We start from the raw sequence: 17157 nt of genomic DNA, 5'->3' as shown, positions 1-17157 counted from the left end.
GGCGGTTTTAAGACGTGGCGTGGAGTGTTGGCGACGCCACTCTCCTTGGCGTGAGAGCCCGGGCCGTCAGCGCTCAGAAGCGGGCGGCTCTCTCGCTTCGCGGGCGCTATACCAGGCCGGGAACCAAATGAGGCCAAGTCCGTAAGCGGACCATGATATTTCGATTTGAGAGCGACGCCGGGGTTCACGGACGCCAGAGCTGGGACGCTGACCTGGGTAGCGTTCGAGAGGCGCAGGTTCAGGCGATCCAAACGCTGGGAGAGCTGCTGAGTGAAGACGGCTCACAGTTCTGGATGTCTGAAGACGTGACGATGACAGTCTCGGACGAGACAGGCCTTATGCTGTTTTGCCTGGATCTGAGCGCGGTGAAGGCGCCGGCGTTGCACAATCCCCATCCCAAGGGGAGCTAGTTCACCGCGCGGCCGCCGGGAGCATTCGCGGCCAGCTCCATTGCGAGCGTGTCGGCCATGACCGCGAGGGCTTTGTTGATCGTCCATCGATCTACATCCGGGTAGGCCTCGGGCGCCGCTTCCATAAATGCCGAGACAAAGGCGTCAGCCACCTGATCATCGGTAAGATCGTCCCACGACGTACCACGATCGCGCATCCGGCGTTCCAGGATGACGCCCGTTTTTCGAAGCGCCTCACCCAAAGGCCCCTGGAGCCTTTGGTGGAAGGCCTCCAACTCATCCTCGGTGATGCTTTCCGTTCCCATCGACGATGCTCCTGGTTCCTTCAGAACCTGACACGGCGTCACGCGATTGTGGAGTCTGTCCATGTGAGAGGGGCGGTCAACTTCGGCTCCCGGGTTGGGCTGCTTCGTCAGGCGGCTTTTGTCGTTGGCCCAGCGGCCCTGCCAGACGTTCAGCGATACGAGGGAGGACGCGTTCATCTGGAGTCTGCTGTGCTGGGCGTGAGATGCCCAATGTCGTTGCAACTGATCGAAATCGACGGCGTAGCGGCGACGCGCCGGGAAGGTGAGAGGCCGAACGCGCCCACCGCCCCATAGCGAGAGAGCGGCTATCGGGCGTCGACCCCGCCTACTCTGCAGGCGACCGGCTTTGGCGATGACGACTGTACGGGCCATGCCGGCCAGGTCTTGTCGACCTGGGATCTTCCTGCAGGGGTTTTACCTTCGCAGGACCAGTACACGATCCGGGTGACCGCGAGCCTCTGACGCCTCGAACCACCCGGTGGGAACGACTCCCCTGGCCGAGAATTGTCGAGAAGCCCAGGGACAGGATCAGCGATGAGAAAGACGCCGGTGCGCCGCCTCAAGGTCTTCCAGGCGCCGTTTGGATTCTATGACACCATTGTCGCTGTTCCGAGCCGGGCCGCCGCCTTGCGGGCGTGGGAAACACGACAGGATCTGTTCGCCTTCGGTCAGGCGCATGAGGTCGAGGATCCGGAGGCGATCGCGGCTGCCCTCTCCCAGCCTGGCGTCGTGCTGAAGCGCGCGGTCGGCTCGAACGCGCCGTTCGCCAAAGAAGCGACGAGTCTGCCCATCCTGCCAGACGCGCCCGAGCGCCCGGCCCTCAAGACGGCGGCAAAACCGGTCGCTCCGTCACGACCCCGAGCCCAGCCCTCGGATCGCAGCGCCCTGACAAAGGCTGAGGCGTCGCTCAGCGCGGTCGACAGGGCGCGAAGGGCGGAGGAGGCCGCGTTCCGGCGACAACAGGAGGAACTGGACGCCGCCCGCAGCGCGGCACAGGCCCTTTACGTCCAGAAACGCAGGGCCGCGACGACGGCCGTGGTCGAGGCGCGCAGTGTCTACCGAAAGGCCGGCGGGACGGATTAGGCGCTCTTCTTGGCTCTTGGTTTTGCGGCCGCCTTCGCCTTCGTCTTTGCCTTCGGGCTCCTGGCGGCGGGTTTGGACTTGCCGCTAAGGCTCGCGCGCAGCGCCGACATGAGATCGATGACATTGGTGTCTTCGGGCTCGGCGACCCTGGCCGGTTGGTGGCCCTTTTGCTTCTCTTCGATGAGCGCTTTCAGCGCCTCCTCGTAGCGGTCGACGAACAGACTGGGGTCGAACGGCCCTTCCCGTTGCTCGATGATGCGCTGGGCGATCGAGATCATGTCCGCATCGGGCTCGGCGTCGCTGATGCCGGCGAAGATCGCATCTGGCTTGCGAACCTCGGCGTCCGTGCGGATCGTGTAGGCGAGGATGCCCTTGCCGCGCGGTTCGAGAGCCAGGATCCGTTCCCGCGTCGAGATGACGACCCGGGCGAGGGCGATCTGGCCGGAGCGCTCCAGAGCGGTGCGGATGACCCCGAAAGCTTCCTGAGCCATCTTGCCGTCCGGCGCGAGGTAGTAGGGGTTGTCCCAATACAGGCGGTCAATGTCGTCGCCGGGGACGAATCGCTCGATGTCGATCGTCTTGGTGCTCTCCAGCCTGACCGACTTGATCTCCTCATCCGTCAGAAGAATGTACTCGCCCTTGGAGACCTCATAACCCTTGACCAGGTCCGACCGCTCGATCGGCCCGGTGTCCGGATCCGTCGTGATCATTTTGATCCGGTTGTTGGTCTTGGGATTGATCAGGTTGAAATGGACGTCTCCGCCCGAGCTGGTCGCGGTGTAAAGCGCCACCGGGCAGGTGACGAGGGACAGCTTCAGATGTCCTTGCCAGCTTGGGCGTGACGCCATCAGAGATTCCTTTGCGTGCATATCGGCCGTTCGGAACCACAACGACTCCGGGGAACGAATCGCTCCCTATCCGCAGGGCGCGGTGTCCCCCGTCTCCAGGTCGATTCTGAAGCAGTGTTCGTGTCCCGAGGCGACATCGCGCACGATGACGCTGATGTCCGGGCTGTCGGTCACGGGCGGATGGAAATCCTCGACATAGGCGACGGCGGCCGCCTCGAACGAGGCCTCCTCGACCACCCGGGCCAGGTGGGCGTCGACATGGCGGGCGTGGACCCGAAAGCTGCGGGTGTCGTGAGGGGGCATGGCGATCTCCTGCCGATCAAACGCCTGTGTCTGGAAAAGGATTCATTCGGACGGGTGATCCTGCATGGATCGTGTGCGGACCGTGTTCGTTGAGCGAGTAGGACGGACAGGATCGGAACCATGGCGCCTTCCAAACTCTCGACCTATCAGCGGATGCGCGACTTTGCGCAGACGGCCGAACCTTCAGGTGAGGCCGCCCGTGTCCTGCCGTCCGAGGCCCTGCGCTTCGTGATTCAGAAGCATGCCGCCAGCCATCTGCATTTCGACCTGCGCCTCGAGTACGAAGGAACCTTCCGCTCTTGGGCCGTGCCCAAGGGACCGTCGCTCGACCCGAAGGACCGTCGCCTGGCCATGGAAGTCGAGGATCATCCGCTCGACTACGGCGATTTCGAGGGGACCATTCCCAAGGGTCAGTACGGCGGCGGCTCCGTCATGCTGTGGGACCGCGGTTACTGGGCCCCCGAAAAGGGATTCGAGGACATCGGCGCAGCCTTGGCCAAGGGCGAGCTCAAGTTCGTCATGGAGGGCGAGCGAATGCACGGGTCCTGGGTCCTTGTCCGGTTCAAGGCCGACAAAGTCTCCAAGTCCAAGCCGGGGTGGATGCTGATCAAACACCGCGACGAGGCGGCGGTCGACGGCGATGTCGGCGGCCCGACCGATGCAGACCGGTCGATCGCCTCGAAGCGCACCATGACCGAGATCGCCGAGGGAAAGCGCCGGAAGGTCAAATCCTTCATGACGGCCGCAGGACCTGACGCCGGGGCCGTCTGGCAAAGCAATCGCGAGCGGGAAAGCTCCGCTCCGCCGCCTTCGGGCAAAAGGGCGAAGTCGCCGGCCGGGCAAGCGCGGTCCGGATCGAAAGCCAAGGGTCAGACGGTCTCAACCCTGCCGACCTTCGTCGAGCCGCAGCTGACCAAATCGTCCGAGAAGCCGCCCAAGGGCGAGGCCTGGGCTCATGAGATCAAGTTCGACGGCTACCGGATGCAGCTGCGCGCGGTCGGCGGCAAGGCCACCCTCCTGACCCGCAAAGGACTCGACTGGTCGGCGAAATTTCCGGAGATCGTCGCCGCCGGGGCGAAGCTCAAGGACGGGATCTACGACGGGGAGGTCGTCGCCCTGGATGCGACCGGCGCTCCGGATTTCGCGGCGTTGCAGGCGGCGATTTCCGAGGGGAAGACGAAGAACCTGGTCTTTTTCGTCTTCGACCTGCTGTTCGAGGGGCGCGAGGACTTACGGTCCCTGCCTCTGTCCGCACGCAAGGCCAGACTCGAGGTCGCCGTCGCCAAGGCCCCCGCCACACTTCGCTATGTCGATCATTTCGTGACGGCCGGGGATGCGGTGCTCCTGTCGGCTTGCCGCATGGACCTCGAAGGCATCGTGTCCAAACGCCTGGATGCGCCTTACCACTCCGGCCGCAGCGATACCTGGACCAAGTCCAAATGCCGCCAGGGCCATGAGGTGGTCATCGCGGGCTGGACCACGACGGGCGACGCCTTCCGGTCCCTGATCGCGGGGGTATACCGCGACGGCGCCCTGGTCCACGTCGGCCGGATCGGCACCGGCTTTGGGCGGGAAACCGTCGCGCGCATCATGCCCCGGCTCAAGGCGCTCGAGACGCCGGAGAGTCCGTTCACGGGTAAGGGCGCCCCCAAGAAGGCCGCCGGCGTTCATTGGGTCGAACCCCAGTTGGTGGCGGAGATCGAATACGCAGGCTTCACCGGCGACGGTTCAATCCGGCAGGCCGCCTTCAAGGGCCTGCGCGAGGATAAACCAGCGTCGGAGGTCGAGGCCGAGGTCCCGGCCGACGCCGCCGAAACCGAGCTGGCCGAACCCCTTGCGGCCAAGGTGAAACCCACCGCCACGGTCCAGACCCCCACCGTGAGACCCAAGGGCTCGGCGGTCGTCAAGGGGATCACCATATCCCACGCGGAGAAGGTTCTGTGGCCGGACGCCGGCGACGACCGGCCGGTGACCAAGATCGACCTGGCCCACTACTACGGGGCCATCGGGGAGTGGATGCTGCGCCATGTGAAGGGCCGCCCCTGCTCGGTGATCCGCATGCCCGACGGGATCAACGGGGATCAAAAGTTCTTTCAGCGCCATTCGGGCAAGGGCCAGTCGTCCTTGATCACCGAGGTCACGGTTTGGGGCGATCGCCAGCCCTATCTGCAGTTCGATCGGGTGGAGGCTTTGATCGCGGCCGGCCAGACCGGCGCGCTGGAGCTTCACCCTTGGAACAGCGAGCCCTTTGCGCCCGAACAGCCTGGCCGCCTCGTGTTCGACCTCGACCCGGCGCCGGACGTCGCGTTCGAGGAAGTCATCCGCAGCGCCAAGGAGGTTCGCGACCGGCTGACCGATCTGGGCCTCATCAGCTTCTGCAAGACGACCGGCGGCAAGGGGCTGCATGTGGTCACCCCGCTGACGGCCAAGGGGATCGACTGGCCCACGGCCAAGGCCTTCGCGCGAGACGTCTGCAAAGCCATGGCCCAAGATGCTCCCGACCGCTTCCTGATCACCATGGCCAAAAAGGACCGTACGGGGCGGATTTTCCTCGACTATCTTCGCAACGATCGCATGGCCACCGCTGTCGCCCCGCTCTCGCCCCGCGGCCGCCCGGGGGCCCCGGTCTCCATGCCCTTGACCTGGTCGCAGGTGAAAAAGGGCCTGGATCCGATGAAATATACTGTCCGGACCGTCCCCGGTCTGGTTCGGAAACTCACCGCCTGGGACGACTATTGCGAGGGCGAACGGCCTCTCGGTCCAGCGATCAAGCGGCTCGGCAAGGTGTAGCTCGGCTTACCGGCTGGCGTTCCGATTAACGGTCTCTAGACTGTCGAGTCGGTCGTTACTGATTGCAGGACTGTAAAGTCATGGCGGATTGCGCCGTCTCCTGACAAGTGTCGAGCCCGCGTTCTGCCGAAGACCAGGACCCCCTCGCGCCAGACCTCGACCGCGTGACGGCTCGGCATCCCGAGCAATTCTCGGACGGCTCGGACCGCCGCCTGGGCGTCATCGGTCAGGTCCGCGTGTTCGATCGCCGGATCGGGCGAGGCGCCGTAGTGATAGCGAAATTCGTAGATGCGAGGCATGGCAGGCCAACGGCGCGTGCCCCGGCGCGTTCCTGTGTCGGCTTGGCGACGGCCGGCCGAAAACGCGCGCCAAACTCCGCCGCGCTAGACCGGCTTGACACGGTATACCAGTCAATCCGTTGACAGAATTGTTGGCCAAAACCCGCTCTGCGGACTCAGGCAAATGCCTGCTTGCCGCCCATAGTGGAAGTGGAAGGTGTGCGTTTTGGCCTGACGGCCAAGGTCTGTGTTCGGCGTCGAAGTCCGGGTGGGACGCCCCGACGTGGGGGACGATACAGGGCGTCCCTGCGGTCGACCAATCAGCATTAGCTTTCCGCCAGCGGGTCATTGCACATTTTCAAAGACACGGCACCCGAACGTGGCGGCTCAGCCGGTGTTTTCACCTGACCAAGCCGCCGGGCGCGGCCTGAGCCAATCCGCGCCGTCGGTCTGCACACTTTCACACTCTTCGAAATGCTGGTTGCTTCAAACGATTGGCGGCCTGGGCGACGTTTTCCGCCGTCCAGACCGCCGGCCGCCGTTCCAGCACGAACCGAGACGACTGCGGCTTAGCCGCGAAATCCAATCCTCACCATCTGGAGACTGACCTTGGCCGTCTTGGTGGCAGTAGCAGTGAAAGGCTTAAATCTATCGCATTCCAGTGGCGTCTCAGCGGCTACGGCCGCGAGGTCGTCTTCGACCAAGGGCGCTAGGAGCACTCTTACTGGACGATCGAAGCACGCCGCCTACTGTAGATTCCGGAGATTGCGACCGTTCACGCCTCCAGCAAAAGATTTGAGCGCAGCCGATCGGGGATCTTTACCTTTGCGCGATCGGCTCAGAACGCGCTGTGTGGCCTGTTCGATAAGGACGTCCGGCGAGGCGATGCGGCCATATTCGTGCCGTGTGGGTAGGCGGACGTTTAAGGCTGTCGCGGAACGATGGCGGTATCGGCGCGAGTTGCAGCGCTATGGCGAATTAAATGACCGGGAACATAGGATCAGTGGAATATGCCGACCGCGCCCTCAGCCCAGATCAGCGCAACACTGGCGATGATCGTCGAAGCGATAACCAGTCTCGGCAAGGGCTTCATCGTCTTTGAAATCAAAACCTCGAAGGCGAGACCGGCGCTGATCAATAGGCCCGCCATGGCGGCGAAGTCGGAAGCCGTCCATGCGACCGACGGGGTAAACCGCATAGCGATCCAGGGGATGATGAGAAGACCGGCTCCGCCCAACCAGACGCCGACCCTCCAATGCCCGCTTCGCGCTCGTGTGTGATCGAGAAATCTGATCATTGGGCTCTCCGTTGAAAGGAGAAGTGCGCCACATATTCCGGGTCAGCAAGAGTGGCCTTTTCCAGGGCTGCGAGGCGGTTTAGTCGATCACTCCCCGCCGCTGCATGTCTGATGACGGGATCGGTCAACCCCGGCGATCACCACATGCCGGATGCGTCTTCCGCTACGGTCATCTCTTCGATGGGGCAGGCTTGATTTTGTCGCATCGTCGAGGGCCGCCACAAGGACTGTGCGACCGGTTTGCACGCGAGGCGCTGGCTGCGCTGGAGCCGGGCGCCGGCGCGATCTGATGAGGCTTCTTTTTGTCGCCATGTCAGCAATCCCGGAGTGGAACCTGACAGATCTGATGACGGTTGTGAAATCGCGACCGGTTGCGAAGAACCGTCTCGTTCCGTTTCGACCTGACCGCCGCCCTAACCCAGGGCGGCGGTCTTCTTATTCAGTCGAAGGGTCTCAGTTCATCGCATCCAGCAACGCCTTCGCGCGATCGCGGTGCATGGTGACCGGCGCGATCAGTTCGCGAGCCAGGCTCGCCAGCCCGGGCGCTTCGCTGTTGTCGGCAAACCCGTTCAGAAGGGTCAGGGTCTCATTATGCGCGGCGACCTGTTGTTCCAGATAAACCTTGTCGAAGTCGCCTGGCGTCGCGGCGTTGAGATTGTCGATCATGCCCTTCCGACGCTCGTCAAGCGCCGTCGGGATAACGACATTGGGTCCAGCAGCAGCGGCTGCGGTTTCGAGCTTCTTGCCGGCATCGGTGTGGTCTTTGGTGATCATCGCAGCCAGCGCCTTGACGTCGGCGTTGGTCGATTTGGCCTCGGCGACCTTGGCGGCTTCCAGCTCGTACATGTTGCCGGTGCCAAGGCCGGTGACGAAGCCGTCGACGGTGTTGGCCCCCATGGTCATGGCCGAGGTCTGACCGACAACGCCGGAGGTGGCGTCCTGGGTGGCGTTGACGGCCTCGCCGGTGTTCTGGGCGGCGCTGTCGCCACCCTGGTTGCAGGCGGCGAGGAGGGCCAACGATGCGACGCTGGCGAGGGTGAGATATTTCATGGAAGGGTCTCCCTATAAAACTGGGAAACCCGTCACGCGCACTTGAGGTTCCGACCCTCGGATAACGCCCATACGCCGGAGCGGCCGACATCATTGTTGGTGAGGCGGCCTTGGCGCAAAGAGGCGCATCCTCAATGACGCCGAATCTCTTGGCCATCAGCGGACATCAGCCCTAGGAGGGACGGATGCGGCCCGCCACTCCGGTCAGCACTTTTGGAACACAGTGAACCTCACGTCGTTGTCTCGACGGAGCCGGCCTGAGAGGGTGGCGGTCCGGTAGCACACGCCACTCCGTGCGGCGGGCGGCCTTTCCTCTCCTAGGTTCAGGCCGCTCGCCGCGTTCCGTTGAAATCTGCTTCAAAACCGAGATCCCTCGCGATAATAAATCGCTCATGAAACGACGGCGCAATCGCAGCTGGCTTGTGATGACTGGCCTTCTCCTGCTCGGCATCGGTTTAACGGGCTGCGTGGTGCTCATGAACCTGCGGATATTGGGCTGAACTGACGAAATCGGCGCTCAACGATCAACTCGTCGTTCAGTTTCCCCTTGTTCAGTACGCCTTTGAGCGCTGCTCCAGACACCATGGTCATGACCGTTCAGGCCGCCGTTTAGTCCGGTCCGGGGGGCGACGATCAAGATTTCAGGGCCTGCATCTGCGCGACCATGGCGGCGGGCTTTCGACAGCCAAGTCCGGTTTGTCCGTCATCCCACGATCCTTTAGATGGCGGCCGTACCGCGATGGCCGAAGAGGAAGATGTGCGGGCGTTGGTCGTACGATCGTAAATGGCGGGCGCCGGAGGATCGCCGGTCCTCGGAAGCAGCGCGCGGGGCTGCAAAACCATGGTTCGGGCGCGCCGTGCGGGAAGGCGGCTGGCGCTGACGGCCATATCTCCAAGCCGATAGAGGCGACGCGTCTCCTGGAACAGGTTCGCCACGCTGTCGCTGCAGGTTGGCCAACTCAGCTTGCCGCCGTCGCTTAACCAGCCGTTGCTTTTGTCGTCCAGGCGAAGGACCTAAATCGACCCCTTGCAGCCCTGTCGCCCGTCTTCGATCCCGGGCAAGCGGCGGCGAAACGCTGTCGAATGGCTTTCTTCCCGTTCGACCACGTCCACGCCATCTATTCAGGACGGCGCCCCCATTGGCTTTGCTGTGTGAACCAGCGAGCGTCACGAGAGTTTCAAGGCGTCACAGCTAAGTTCACGGCAGATGAAGCCCATGAGCCCGCCCACTGCAGACGGATCCCCCAAAGCCGAACGGGATGCCGAACGGATCGCCAGTGAAGTCCTGGGACTCGAGAGTTCCAATGATCCGTTTGTGGCCGCGGTAAGGGCGACCCGGATGCCGATGATCATCACCGATCCGCGGCAATCCGATAACCCTGTCGTATTCGCCAATGACTCCTTCTGTCGGCTCACGGGGTATACGCGAGCGGAAATTCTCGGGCGGAACTGCCGTTTCCTCCAAGGCCCGGAGACAGATCCGGAAACGATCAGACGGATCCATGACGCGGTCGCATCGGTGCAGCCGATCGAAATCGACATCCGGAACCATCGCAAGGACGGTCAGCCGTTCTGGAACCGATTGCTGCTCGCGCCCGTGTTCGATGCCGACGGCAAGCTGGCTTACTTCTTCGCAAGTCAGGTCGATGTCACGCTCGAACGCGAGCGGCTCGACGATCTGCAGTCCGACAATGCCGCGCTGAGCGCAAAACTTACCGCCCGTCTGCATGTCGATCGCGAGCGCGAGCGCGAGCTGGACCTTGCGATGCGGGCGGGGGGACTAGGCGCCTGGAGCGTCGATGTCCGCACTCGCACGCTCGTCGCTTCCGACGGCTACAAGACCCTGATGGGCTGGCCTGCCGACACGGTGTTCACCTACGAAGACCGACAGAGCCTCATCCACCCGGATGATCGAGACGCTGTCCGGGCTCAGAGCGACGCGACGATCGACCAGGGCGCTGATTATCACGTCAATCACCGCGTCGTCACGCCAGACGGCTCGATCCGATGGATGGAGGCCCGCGGAATCCTCATTCATGACGCCGACGGAAGACCGCTCCGGATCGCCGGCGTGACCACGGACATTACAGAACGCGTGCGCGCCGAGCGTTTGCGCTCGGCGCTGATGGCGTTGGCGGACGCGGTTCGCGACACCCCCGACCCTGACGAGCTGACACACGCGGCCTGCGAAATCGCCGGCACGACTCTCGAGGTTGATCGCGTCGGCTTCGGCGTCGTCGACCGGCCGACGGAAACCATCACCATCCAGCGAGACTGGAACGCCCCGGGGATTCGGAGCCTGGCAGGCACCCTCAACTTCCGGGACTACGGGAGCTACATCGAGGACCTGAAGCGCGGCGAGACCGTCGTCCTCGACGATGCGCGTCTCGACTCGCGCACGAAGGACACGGTTGCGGCCCTGGAGGCGATTTCGGCGCTCGCGGTTGTCAACATGCCCTTGCGCGACCAAGGGGAAACCGTCGCCCTGTTCTACGCGAACAACGCTTCGCCCCGCGTCTGGTTGGATGACGAGTTGCAGTTCATGCGCGACGTGGGAGAACGCACCCTTGCCGCACGCGAAAGGCGGCGGGCGGAACGCCACCTTGCAAAGCTCGCTGCGTCGCTCGAGCGCACGGTCGAGCAGAGAACAACCGAGTTGATGGCCAGCGAGGCCGCGCTGCGGCAGGCCCAGAAGATGGAAGCCGTAGGGCAGTTGACCGGCGGCATCGCGCACGATTTCAACAATCTGCTCACCGCGATTTCCGGCAGCCTGGAGATGGTGGCCAAGCGGATCGCAGAGGGACGGATTGAGGACACCAAACGGTTCGTGGGCGTGGCCCAGACCGCAGCCGAGAGGGCCAGTTCATTGACCCACCGACTGCTGGCGTTCTCTCGCCGGCAAACCCTAGAGCCGAAGGCGACGGACGTGCTCTCTCTCACACGCGGGATGGAGGATCTGATCCAGCGGACCGTGGGCCCCGCCATCAAGCTGGAAACGGTCGCGATGGAAGAGCCATGGCCGGTTCTCGTCGACGCCAGTCAGCTCGAAAACGCCCTATTGAATTTGTGCATCAACGCCAGGGACGCGATGCCCGACGGCGGCGACCTGACGCTGTCGATCGCTAACGTAACCATCGCCGACGAAACGGTGCTGGGCCCTGAGTGCGCGCTCGGAGACTATGTCCGGCTCAGTGTCGCTGACAAGGGAGTCGGTATGTCGGAGGAGACGATCGCGCGGGCTTTCGATCCATTCTTCACCACCAAACCTCTCGGCCACGGTACGGGTCTCGGACTATCGATGATCTACGGGTTCGTGAGGCAATCGAGCGGTCAAATCAACATCGCGTCCCGCCCCGGCGAGGGCACGAACGTCTCTATTCACCTTCCCCGGTTCCGGGGCGTCGTCGCGCCGGAGACGGCAAATGACGCGGATGAGCAACCACAGCAACAAGCGCGGAGAGCCATGGTCGTCATTGTCGACGACGAAGCGCCGATCCGCATGCTGGCGGCCGAAGCTCTCGCTGACGCGGGCTTCGACTTCGTTGCGGCGGAGGATGGGCGGTCGGGACTCGCCCTTTTGAACGCCACGCCTTCGGCGGAACTTCTAATTACGGATGTGGGGCTACCCGGCGGCATGAATGGCCGGCAGCTGGCTGATGCCGCCAGGACCAGGAGGCCCGACCTGAAGGTGCTGTTCATCACCGGCTACGCTGAGAGCGCCGTGCTCACGGGAGGCAATCTCGAGGACGGCATGCACATCATGACAAAGCCGTTCGAACTGAAGGCGCTGGCTCGGCGGGTGAGGTCTATACTGGAGGGGGATTCTGGATGACCGAGGCGGCTGGTCGGCCCGGGTCAACAGCCTGCAAAAATTCTTGCAAAACACGCATCGACTGATCGGCGCAGGCATGCGGTGGTGCGGCTTGCGATGTTTCAGGCCGTGAGGCGGGCGCCGGGGTACGCTCTCGCGCATTGGAACATGGGTTCGGCCAGCGCCGTTGCGGAGGCATGAACGACCTCGTAGCGAATATTGTCGGATCAGCTGCCGCCATCTGCTCCATAACCAGCTTTGCGCCGCAAGGCGTCAAAATCTGGAGGGAGCGAGACGCCTCGTCAGTCAGCCTCAAAACATATTCGCTGACCGTAACCTGCTTCATTCTGTGGGTCGTGTACGGCGTGATGACCCAGGCTTGGCCGGTGACCGTGTCCAACAGTTTCGCGCTCGTGATGGCGTCGGGAGTGCTCTTCATGAAATGGCGCTTCCGAGACGGCGACCCGAAAACACAAGACCTGTGAACGCAGAAGAAGGCCGCTCTCCGGAGGGAGGGGCCTCGAAAACGGAGCCTGGAGGATTACCAATCGTTATGGTGACTGGATCTCTCTAGTGGCGGCATGGTGTCTTTGAATGAATTTGCTGGCCACCCTACTGATCGGCGCTGACGTCCTGCTCAAGCTGCTGACGGGCCGCTCGCGGTTCCTCTAGGGCCGCTGCGACGATGCTGGCGCCATCGCCGCCAGATCGATCCTGACCAACACCATCCCCTCTAGGTTCGACACCGTCATCTGAACGGCAGGGCGGCTCCAAAAGTCAGCGCCATCATGAAGCAGCAGGTGCGCAAATGTTTCTATCGCCTGCCTCTTCGCGACGTTGATGTCCGGTAGATCACAGGACCAGGATAAGGAGGTCTCAGCCCCGGCATTGCTGTCGAAGACGAATGTGTGCATCCAATTCGAATCCGCTTGGAGCCCCGACGTTCGCCTGTGTCGGAAGGTGGACAGACGACAGCTTCCCCCACCTTTTCCACGGCGGATCGGCGACATCTACGCCGCCCGCTCGATCCGGGGACACACGACCTTCAAAATGTACACGGCCCTCTCGACAGCTTTCCAGTCCTAGGCGTGTTGACGGTAGATAGACGGAATGCAGCGTCTTAGAGTGACGCTATGTACTGGATGCGCATCATTGAACCTGGCCAAAATATTACGAAGATGCGTTTGCCGAGCTTCGACATTGACGACGCCACGTGCCTCGCCACCGACTACTTTTATGCACACCAGGGCATCCAGCAGCTGGATGTGTTGGACGGCGACGATTTGGTTCTGTCGCTATTCAAACGCTGATCTTGGCGTCGATAGCGGAGCCTGAAGGCTCGCGCCTATTAGTCGATGGAGTTTGCAGGAATCTAGCCCGGCCCAGGTGGCCCGGGAGGCACGCTAAAAGGCCCGCCACCCTTTCCGGATGACGGGCTGGGTTCCGTGAACAAATTTATCGGTCGGAAGAAGGGACTGCGGAACCCGCGGCGTCGCCAACATTGTCCGCTGCATTGCCAACGCTCTCGGCCGCGCCGGCGATCGCGTTGGATTCCACTGCTTCGTTGTTGCTCATGTTCATCAGGAAGTACCCGATTACAAGAACCGCCAGCAGGCCGATGATCAGCGCAACGATGGGGCCCATGCCGCTGCCGCGACGCGTCTCGACAGCCGTCCCATTGGTGGTTGTCCTTTCAACCGTGCCGTCAGTCCGACGCACTTCATGTTCAGTAGCCATGACGTAGATCCTCCCTATGAAGCCGATTGAACCGACAACGATCGGTAGGGTTCCTCGTTGTTTGGCTCAGACGACTTGTCGGAGGCGTCTCACCCAGGTTTTGAAGCACGCTCATCGACGAAGGGCCCGCCCTCCGAAAGAGCGAGCCGGAATAAGCGGCGCAATCCGGTACGCGATTAAGTCTCGCTGGATGCAGCTGGTAGCGCGTCGCCCAGGCGCTATCCGCGACGTTCGGTCCGGAAAGCCGGCTGGCGGAACCTTGCACAACCTGGCGCCTTGAGGAGGTCAGGGGGCGAGTGTGAGTGAGCGCGTGGCGCTAGTTTCGATCGCTGCCGAATCTCGAGGAAAGACGATGACCCCACTGCGAGCGGGCAACACCCTACTGATCGTTGAGGACGATGTACTCATCGCGACTGCCCTCAAGGGAGAACTGGAAGATGCCGGATACCAAGTCCTCGACTTGACGGACCGCATCGCCGACGCGCTTGAAGTCGCGCAAGGCAGCCCGCCCAATCTGGCGCTGGTGAACATTCAGCTTGCTCATGGAGACGACGGCGTCGAACTGGCCGAAGCTCTTAAGATCCTGGATATACCCGTCCTGCTGATTAGCGGCCAGGTGAGCCGCGCACGATCCGCGAGCACGGTTGCGATCGCCTCGCTGCCGAAGCCCTACGACGCCGCCGACATGGTGCTTGCCGTGGACTACCTCCTGGCTCGCCTTCAGGGGCACATTGCACCGCCGAAGCCTAATGGCCTCGAAGTGTTTGACGAAGTTGGTTCCGAGTTCGCGACGGCAACCTAGGCGGGGGGCGATACGAGAGAACGGGCGATGGGTTTCGCCATGAAAAGCGTCAACCTCGTGCAAAAAATCGGCGCCAGCGCTCAAACCCGGGCGCCGGCTTGCGGTGAATAATCCCGGCGCCCTCTTCGGGGTGATGCGGTCTACTCGGCAGAGCAGGTTGGTGGCGCTGCCTTGATTGACGGCTGACCGGCTCAGGGCCACAGCGACTGAAACCGCCACGCGGAAACGGCAGCGTTGGCTTGGACGTCAACTTAGACCTCGGAATACATGCGCGGCAACTAATGACGCCGCTCAGACTTCTATCCGGGTGCGACTGACGCACGCATAGCGTGGCAGAGTGTGGCGCTTGGTCTTGCATGGAAGGACCGGGATGCCGAAGTCGCTCACGAGGCTGGTGTACAGGAGCCGGTCGCTTGTGGCGCCGGACGATACAACGGCCGTGAAGGCCATCTTCGAAGTCTCACGGCGAAACAATAAACGCGATCGCATTACCGGCTGCCTTGCCCAACCCGATGGTCATTTCACCCACGTGGTTGAAGGTCCCGGAGTGGCGATCGACGCCTTGATGGCCCGAGTTGCCGCAGACCCCCGTCACGACAATATCGTCATCCTCGGCAGGTGGCCCGCTCCCGGGCGCTTGTTCGAGTCCTGGGTGATGGCGCTCCCCGATCACACGCCTCTGAAAGAGCAGTCGTTTCGTATCATAAACGAAACAGGGACTGGGGCTCAGGTCGTCAGCGCCCTCTTGGAACTCACCAAGCGGCCCGAGAGCCTCTACGGAATTCTATAGACCCAAGGGCTACCTATTTCCCAAAACCACCCGCCATTTTTCGCAGCCCCAACCATAAGCGCAAACTCAGATGGCCTTTGGACGCTGTGGCGCAAGTCGGCCGATCGCTGTACCGAGCGAGATGAAGCAGACGCCCATTACGCCCTGCCGCTAGTGTTCCTGCGCCAAGACCACCGGTTCGGCGTCGTTGGCGGCCATCAGGCCGAACATTGAGCTCCGGATGATGCCGACGTGAGTGGAAGGTTTCGTGGCGCTGGGCCCGTGTTCGACAATCCGCAGAAGCAGCGCTTCCCACGCACGCAGAGCGGCGCGCTTGTCCACCATATACTCGTTTGCGTCGTAGTGGGTGCTGGAGACTTGAGCACCGCCGCCCGCGTCGGTGCCGTGCCCCAAGACCTTCGAGCGGATGAAAGGACTGACACCTAGTCTTTCGCTGGTTAGCGCGGTCGAACCAGTGCGCCGCAGATCGTGGACCGTCGCGTCTTCCACACCGATGCAATCCCTCAGCCGGTCCATTGCTCTGGTCATCGCGTCGGCGCGCATGGGCTCGGTGTAGTCCCGTTGATGTGGGAAAACGGGCCCCTTCAATCGATCTGATGGAAGCTTGGTCAGGGCTATTGCCTCGCGAATGAGCGTGACCGCGTACGGCGGCAGCGGCACTTGATGAGGACGGTCCGACTTCATCCGCTCAGCAGGGATCAGCCAGACCGCCTGGTCGAGATCCAGTTCGGCCAGGTCCATGCCTGCGATTTCGGTCCGGCGCTGCAAGAGCAGGAGCGCAAGCTGCAAGGCGATGCGGACGGGTCTGCTTACATAGACGCTGTCGCCTTGGGGGGTACGCAATGGAGTGTGGCCAGCTAAGGCTTTCCAGAGCAGTCGCAGCTCCGGGTCCTTCCAGACTCGGCGGCGAGGCTTGGCGGAGTGCAGCGCCGCGAACCCCATGGCTGGGTTGATCTCGACCAACTCCTCGCCAATGCCGAAGTTGAAGACTTGACGAATGAGCGCCTGGACACGGTTGGTTTGCGCCCCGATCCCTTTCGCCGTCATGTCGCGAAGCAGCGCCTTGATCGTCGAGCGCTTGATGCTCGCAAGTGGCTGGTTTGAGAGGACAGGTTCAATATGCCGCTCAGACAGACGCTTCTCATATTTGAGGGTCGTCGCGCGCTTCCGCTTGCGTTTGGGCTGCCACTCACCGGTTTCGCACGCCACCCAGTAGGCTGCGAGCAGCTTGCCAAACGTGTCCAGGGCTTCAAGCCTCGCCTGTTCCTTGATCAGCTGACGTTCGCGAACGGGATCGCCGCCATGTCCGATCATTTCGCGCAGACGACCCGCTTCAAGTCGCGCTGTGCGAAGGTTCACCGTCGGAAACTCTCCAAGGCGATGACGGGCGTGTCGTCCATCCGCGGCACGATATCGCATCGCCCATGACTTGGTTGTCCCAGTGACCCGCAGATGCAGGCCCGGACAGTTTTGATCGAAGATTTCCAGTCGCTGATTGGGGACGCCTTTGATGGCGTGGATGTATCGGTCGGTCAGCGTTATGGTCGGCATGACACAGAATCCCTCCGCAGGATCTGGGGTACGCTGGGGGTGCAGCGTGCAGAAACTCGAGGTTACGCCGTGATTAACGGAAAACAACCAATTGTTGATTAC

At 62.6% G+C, this 17157-nt stretch carries 16 protein-coding genes; 9 read left to right on the top strand and 7 right to left on the bottom strand.

Going from position 1 to position 17157, the window contains the following annotated elements; all coding sequences use genetic code 11:
• Positions 1–152 precede the first annotated feature (152 nt).
• Positions 153–410 (top strand): DUF6894 family protein, encoded by a 258-nt coding sequence (locus ACP7BH_RS12335; protein ID WP_425985600.1) that lies wholly within the window; start codon positions 153–155, stop codon positions 408–410.
• Here ACP7BH_RS12335 and ACP7BH_RS12330 read toward each other — a convergent pair.
• Positions 407–892, bottom strand: a complete 486-nt coding sequence (locus tag ACP7BH_RS12330; RefSeq protein WP_425985598.1) for a hypothetical protein — start codon at positions 890–892, stop codon at positions 407–409. The genes ACP7BH_RS12335 and ACP7BH_RS12330 overlap by 4 nt on opposite strands.
• Positions 893–1264: 372 nt before the next feature.
• Between ACP7BH_RS12330 and ACP7BH_RS12325 the strand changes: the two genes are divergently transcribed.
• Positions 1265–1798, top strand: a complete 534-nt coding sequence (locus ACP7BH_RS12325; RefSeq protein WP_425985596.1) for a hypothetical protein — start codon at positions 1265–1267, stop codon at positions 1796–1798.
• On the opposite strand, the gene ACP7BH_RS12320 is transcribed toward ACP7BH_RS12325, so the two are convergent.
• Positions 1795–2646 (bottom strand): Ku protein, encoded by an 852-nt coding sequence (locus ACP7BH_RS12320; protein ID WP_425985594.1) that lies wholly within the window; start codon positions 2644–2646, stop codon positions 1795–1797. The two genes, ACP7BH_RS12325 and ACP7BH_RS12320, sit on opposite strands and share 4 nt — an antisense overlap.
• A gap of 66 nt (positions 2647–2712) precedes the next feature.
• On the bottom strand, positions 2713–2949 hold the full coding sequence (locus tag ACP7BH_RS12315) for a DUF5961 family protein (RefSeq protein WP_372691181.1): 237 nt from the start codon (positions 2947–2949) through the stop codon (positions 2713–2715).
• Positions 2950–3069: 120 nt separating this feature from the next.
• Here ACP7BH_RS12315 and ligD point away from each other — a divergent pair, with 120 nt between their 5' ends.
• Together ligD and ACP7BH_RS12305 are read left to right on the top strand one after the other, a co-directional pair.
• The gene (ligD, locus tag ACP7BH_RS12310) at positions 3070–5739 is read left to right on the top strand and encodes a DNA ligase D (RefSeq protein WP_425985593.1); all 2670 of its coding nucleotides are present in this window, start codon (positions 3070–3072) and stop codon (positions 5737–5739) included.
• Between the two features lie 1288 nt (positions 5740–7027).
• Positions 7028–7297, top strand: coding sequence for a hypothetical protein (locus ACP7BH_RS12305; RefSeq protein WP_425985591.1), 270 nt, complete (start codon positions 7028–7030; stop codon positions 7295–7297).
• Positions 7298–7767: 470 nt separating this feature from the next.
• On the opposite strand, the gene ACP7BH_RS12300 is transcribed toward ACP7BH_RS12305, so the two are convergent.
• Complete coding sequence (locus ACP7BH_RS12300; RefSeq protein WP_372691178.1) at positions 7768–8364, bottom strand: DUF4142 domain-containing protein; 597 nt, start codon at positions 8362–8364, stop codon at positions 7768–7770.
• Positions 8365–9580: 1216 nt separating this feature from the next.
• Between ACP7BH_RS12300 and ACP7BH_RS12295 the strand changes: the two genes are divergently transcribed.
• Together ACP7BH_RS12295 and ACP7BH_RS12290 are read left to right on the top strand one after the other, a co-directional pair.
• Entirely contained in the window at positions 9581–12196 is a 2616-nt protein-coding gene (locus tag ACP7BH_RS12295) for a PAS domain-containing protein (RefSeq protein WP_425985589.1), read from the top strand.
• 176 nt (positions 12197–12372) lie between these two features.
• A complete protein-coding gene (locus tag ACP7BH_RS12290; RefSeq protein ID WP_372691176.1) occupies positions 12373–12660 on the top strand; it encodes a SemiSWEET family sugar transporter in 288 nt (95 codons plus the stop codon).
• Positions 12661–12843: 183 nt separating this feature from the next.
• Here the strand turns inward: ACP7BH_RS12290 and ACP7BH_RS12285 are convergent, their stop codons facing one another.
• Positions 12844–13089: a hypothetical protein gene (locus ACP7BH_RS12285; protein ID WP_372691175.1), complete on the bottom strand. Its 246-nt coding sequence runs from the start codon at positions 13087–13089 to the stop codon at positions 12844–12846.
• 219 nt (positions 13090–13308) lie between these two features.
• Here ACP7BH_RS12285 and ACP7BH_RS12280 point away from each other — a divergent pair, with 219 nt between their 5' ends.
• Positions 13309–13485, top strand: a complete 177-nt coding sequence (locus tag ACP7BH_RS12280) for a hypothetical protein (RefSeq protein WP_372691174.1) — start codon at positions 13309–13311, stop codon at positions 13483–13485.
• A gap of 145 nt (positions 13486–13630) precedes the next feature.
• Here the strand turns inward: ACP7BH_RS12280 and ACP7BH_RS12275 are convergent, their stop codons facing one another.
• Positions 13631–13912: a hypothetical protein gene (locus ACP7BH_RS12275; RefSeq protein ID WP_372691173.1), complete on the bottom strand. Its 282-nt coding sequence runs from the start codon at positions 13910–13912 to the stop codon at positions 13631–13633.
• Positions 13913–14264: 352 nt separating this feature from the next.
• Here ACP7BH_RS12275 and ACP7BH_RS12270 point away from each other — a divergent pair, with 352 nt between their 5' ends.
• Together ACP7BH_RS12270 and ACP7BH_RS12265 are read left to right on the top strand one after the other, a co-directional pair.
• Positions 14265–14714 carry a response regulator gene (locus tag ACP7BH_RS12270; RefSeq protein WP_372691172.1) on the top strand — a complete coding sequence of 150 codons (450 nt, stop codon included), beginning with the start codon at positions 14265–14267 and terminating at the stop codon, positions 14712–14714.
• Between the two features lie 370 nt (positions 14715–15084).
• Complete coding sequence (locus tag ACP7BH_RS12265) at positions 15085–15504, top strand: BLUF domain-containing protein (protein ID WP_425985587.1); 420 nt, start codon at positions 15085–15087, stop codon at positions 15502–15504.
• Positions 15505–15654: 150 nt separating this feature from the next.
• Here ACP7BH_RS12265 and ACP7BH_RS12260 read toward each other — a convergent pair whose 3' ends face one another.
• Complete coding sequence (locus ACP7BH_RS12260; protein ID WP_425985585.1) at positions 15655–17055, bottom strand: tyrosine-type recombinase/integrase; 1401 nt, start codon at positions 17053–17055, stop codon at positions 15655–15657.
• Positions 17056–17157 lie beyond the last annotated feature (102 nt).

Origin of the sequence: Brevundimonas sp. TWP2-1, assembly GCF_049897645.1 — a bacterium.
GTDB lineage: Bacteria > Pseudomonadota > Alphaproteobacteria > Caulobacterales > Caulobacteraceae > Brevundimonas.
Note: the sequence above shows the minus strand (reverse complement) of the source record. Positions and strands in the feature narration are given on the sequence as shown.

Excerpts from the sequence above, each read along its gene's own strand:
- ACP7BH_RS12335 (WP_425985600.1), top strand. The coding sequence starts at position 153 with ATGATATTTCGATTTGAGAGCGACGCCGGGGTTCACGGACGCCAGAGC.
- ACP7BH_RS12330 (WP_425985598.1), bottom strand. The coding sequence starts at position 892 with ATGAACGCGTCCTCCCTCGTATCGCTGAACGTCTGGCAGGGCCGCTGG.
- ACP7BH_RS12320 (WP_425985594.1), bottom strand. The coding sequence starts at position 2,646 with ATGGCGTCACGCCCAAGCTGGCAAGGACATCTGAAGCTGTCCCTCGTC.
- ACP7BH_RS12315 (WP_372691181.1), bottom strand. The coding sequence starts at position 2,949 with ATGCCCCCTCACGACACCCGCAGCTTTCGGGTCCACGCCCGCCATGTC.
- ligD (WP_425985593.1), top strand. The coding sequence starts at position 3,070 with ATGGCGCCTTCCAAACTCTCGACCTATCAGCGGATGCGCGACTTTGCG.
- ACP7BH_RS12305 (WP_425985591.1), top strand. The coding sequence starts at position 7,028 with ATGCCGACCGCGCCCTCAGCCCAGATCAGCGCAACACTGGCGATGATC.
- ACP7BH_RS12300 (WP_372691178.1), bottom strand. The coding sequence starts at position 8,364 with ATGAAATATCTCACCCTCGCCAGCGTCGCATCGTTGGCCCTCCTCGCC.
- ACP7BH_RS12295 (WP_425985589.1), top strand. The coding sequence starts at position 9,581 with ATGAGCCCGCCCACTGCAGACGGATCCCCCAAAGCCGAACGGGATGCC.
- ACP7BH_RS12290 (WP_372691176.1), top strand. The coding sequence starts at position 12,373 with ATGAACGACCTCGTAGCGAATATTGTCGGATCAGCTGCCGCCATCTGC.
- ACP7BH_RS12285 (WP_372691175.1), bottom strand. The coding sequence starts at position 13,089 with ATGCACACATTCGTCTTCGACAGCAATGCCGGGGCTGAGACCTCCTTA.
- ACP7BH_RS12280 (WP_372691174.1), top strand. The coding sequence starts at position 13,309 with ATGTACTGGATGCGCATCATTGAACCTGGCCAAAATATTACGAAGATG.
- ACP7BH_RS12275 (WP_372691173.1), bottom strand. The coding sequence starts at position 13,912 with ATGGCTACTGAACATGAAGTGCGTCGGACTGACGGCACGGTTGAAAGG.
- ACP7BH_RS12270 (WP_372691172.1), top strand. The coding sequence starts at position 14,265 with ATGACCCCACTGCGAGCGGGCAACACCCTACTGATCGTTGAGGACGAT.
- ACP7BH_RS12265 (WP_425985587.1), top strand. The coding sequence starts at position 15,085 with ATGCCGAAGTCGCTCACGAGGCTGGTGTACAGGAGCCGGTCGCTTGTG.
- ACP7BH_RS12260 (WP_425985585.1), bottom strand. The coding sequence starts at position 17,055 with ATGCCGACCATAACGCTGACCGACCGATACATCCACGCCATCAAAGGC.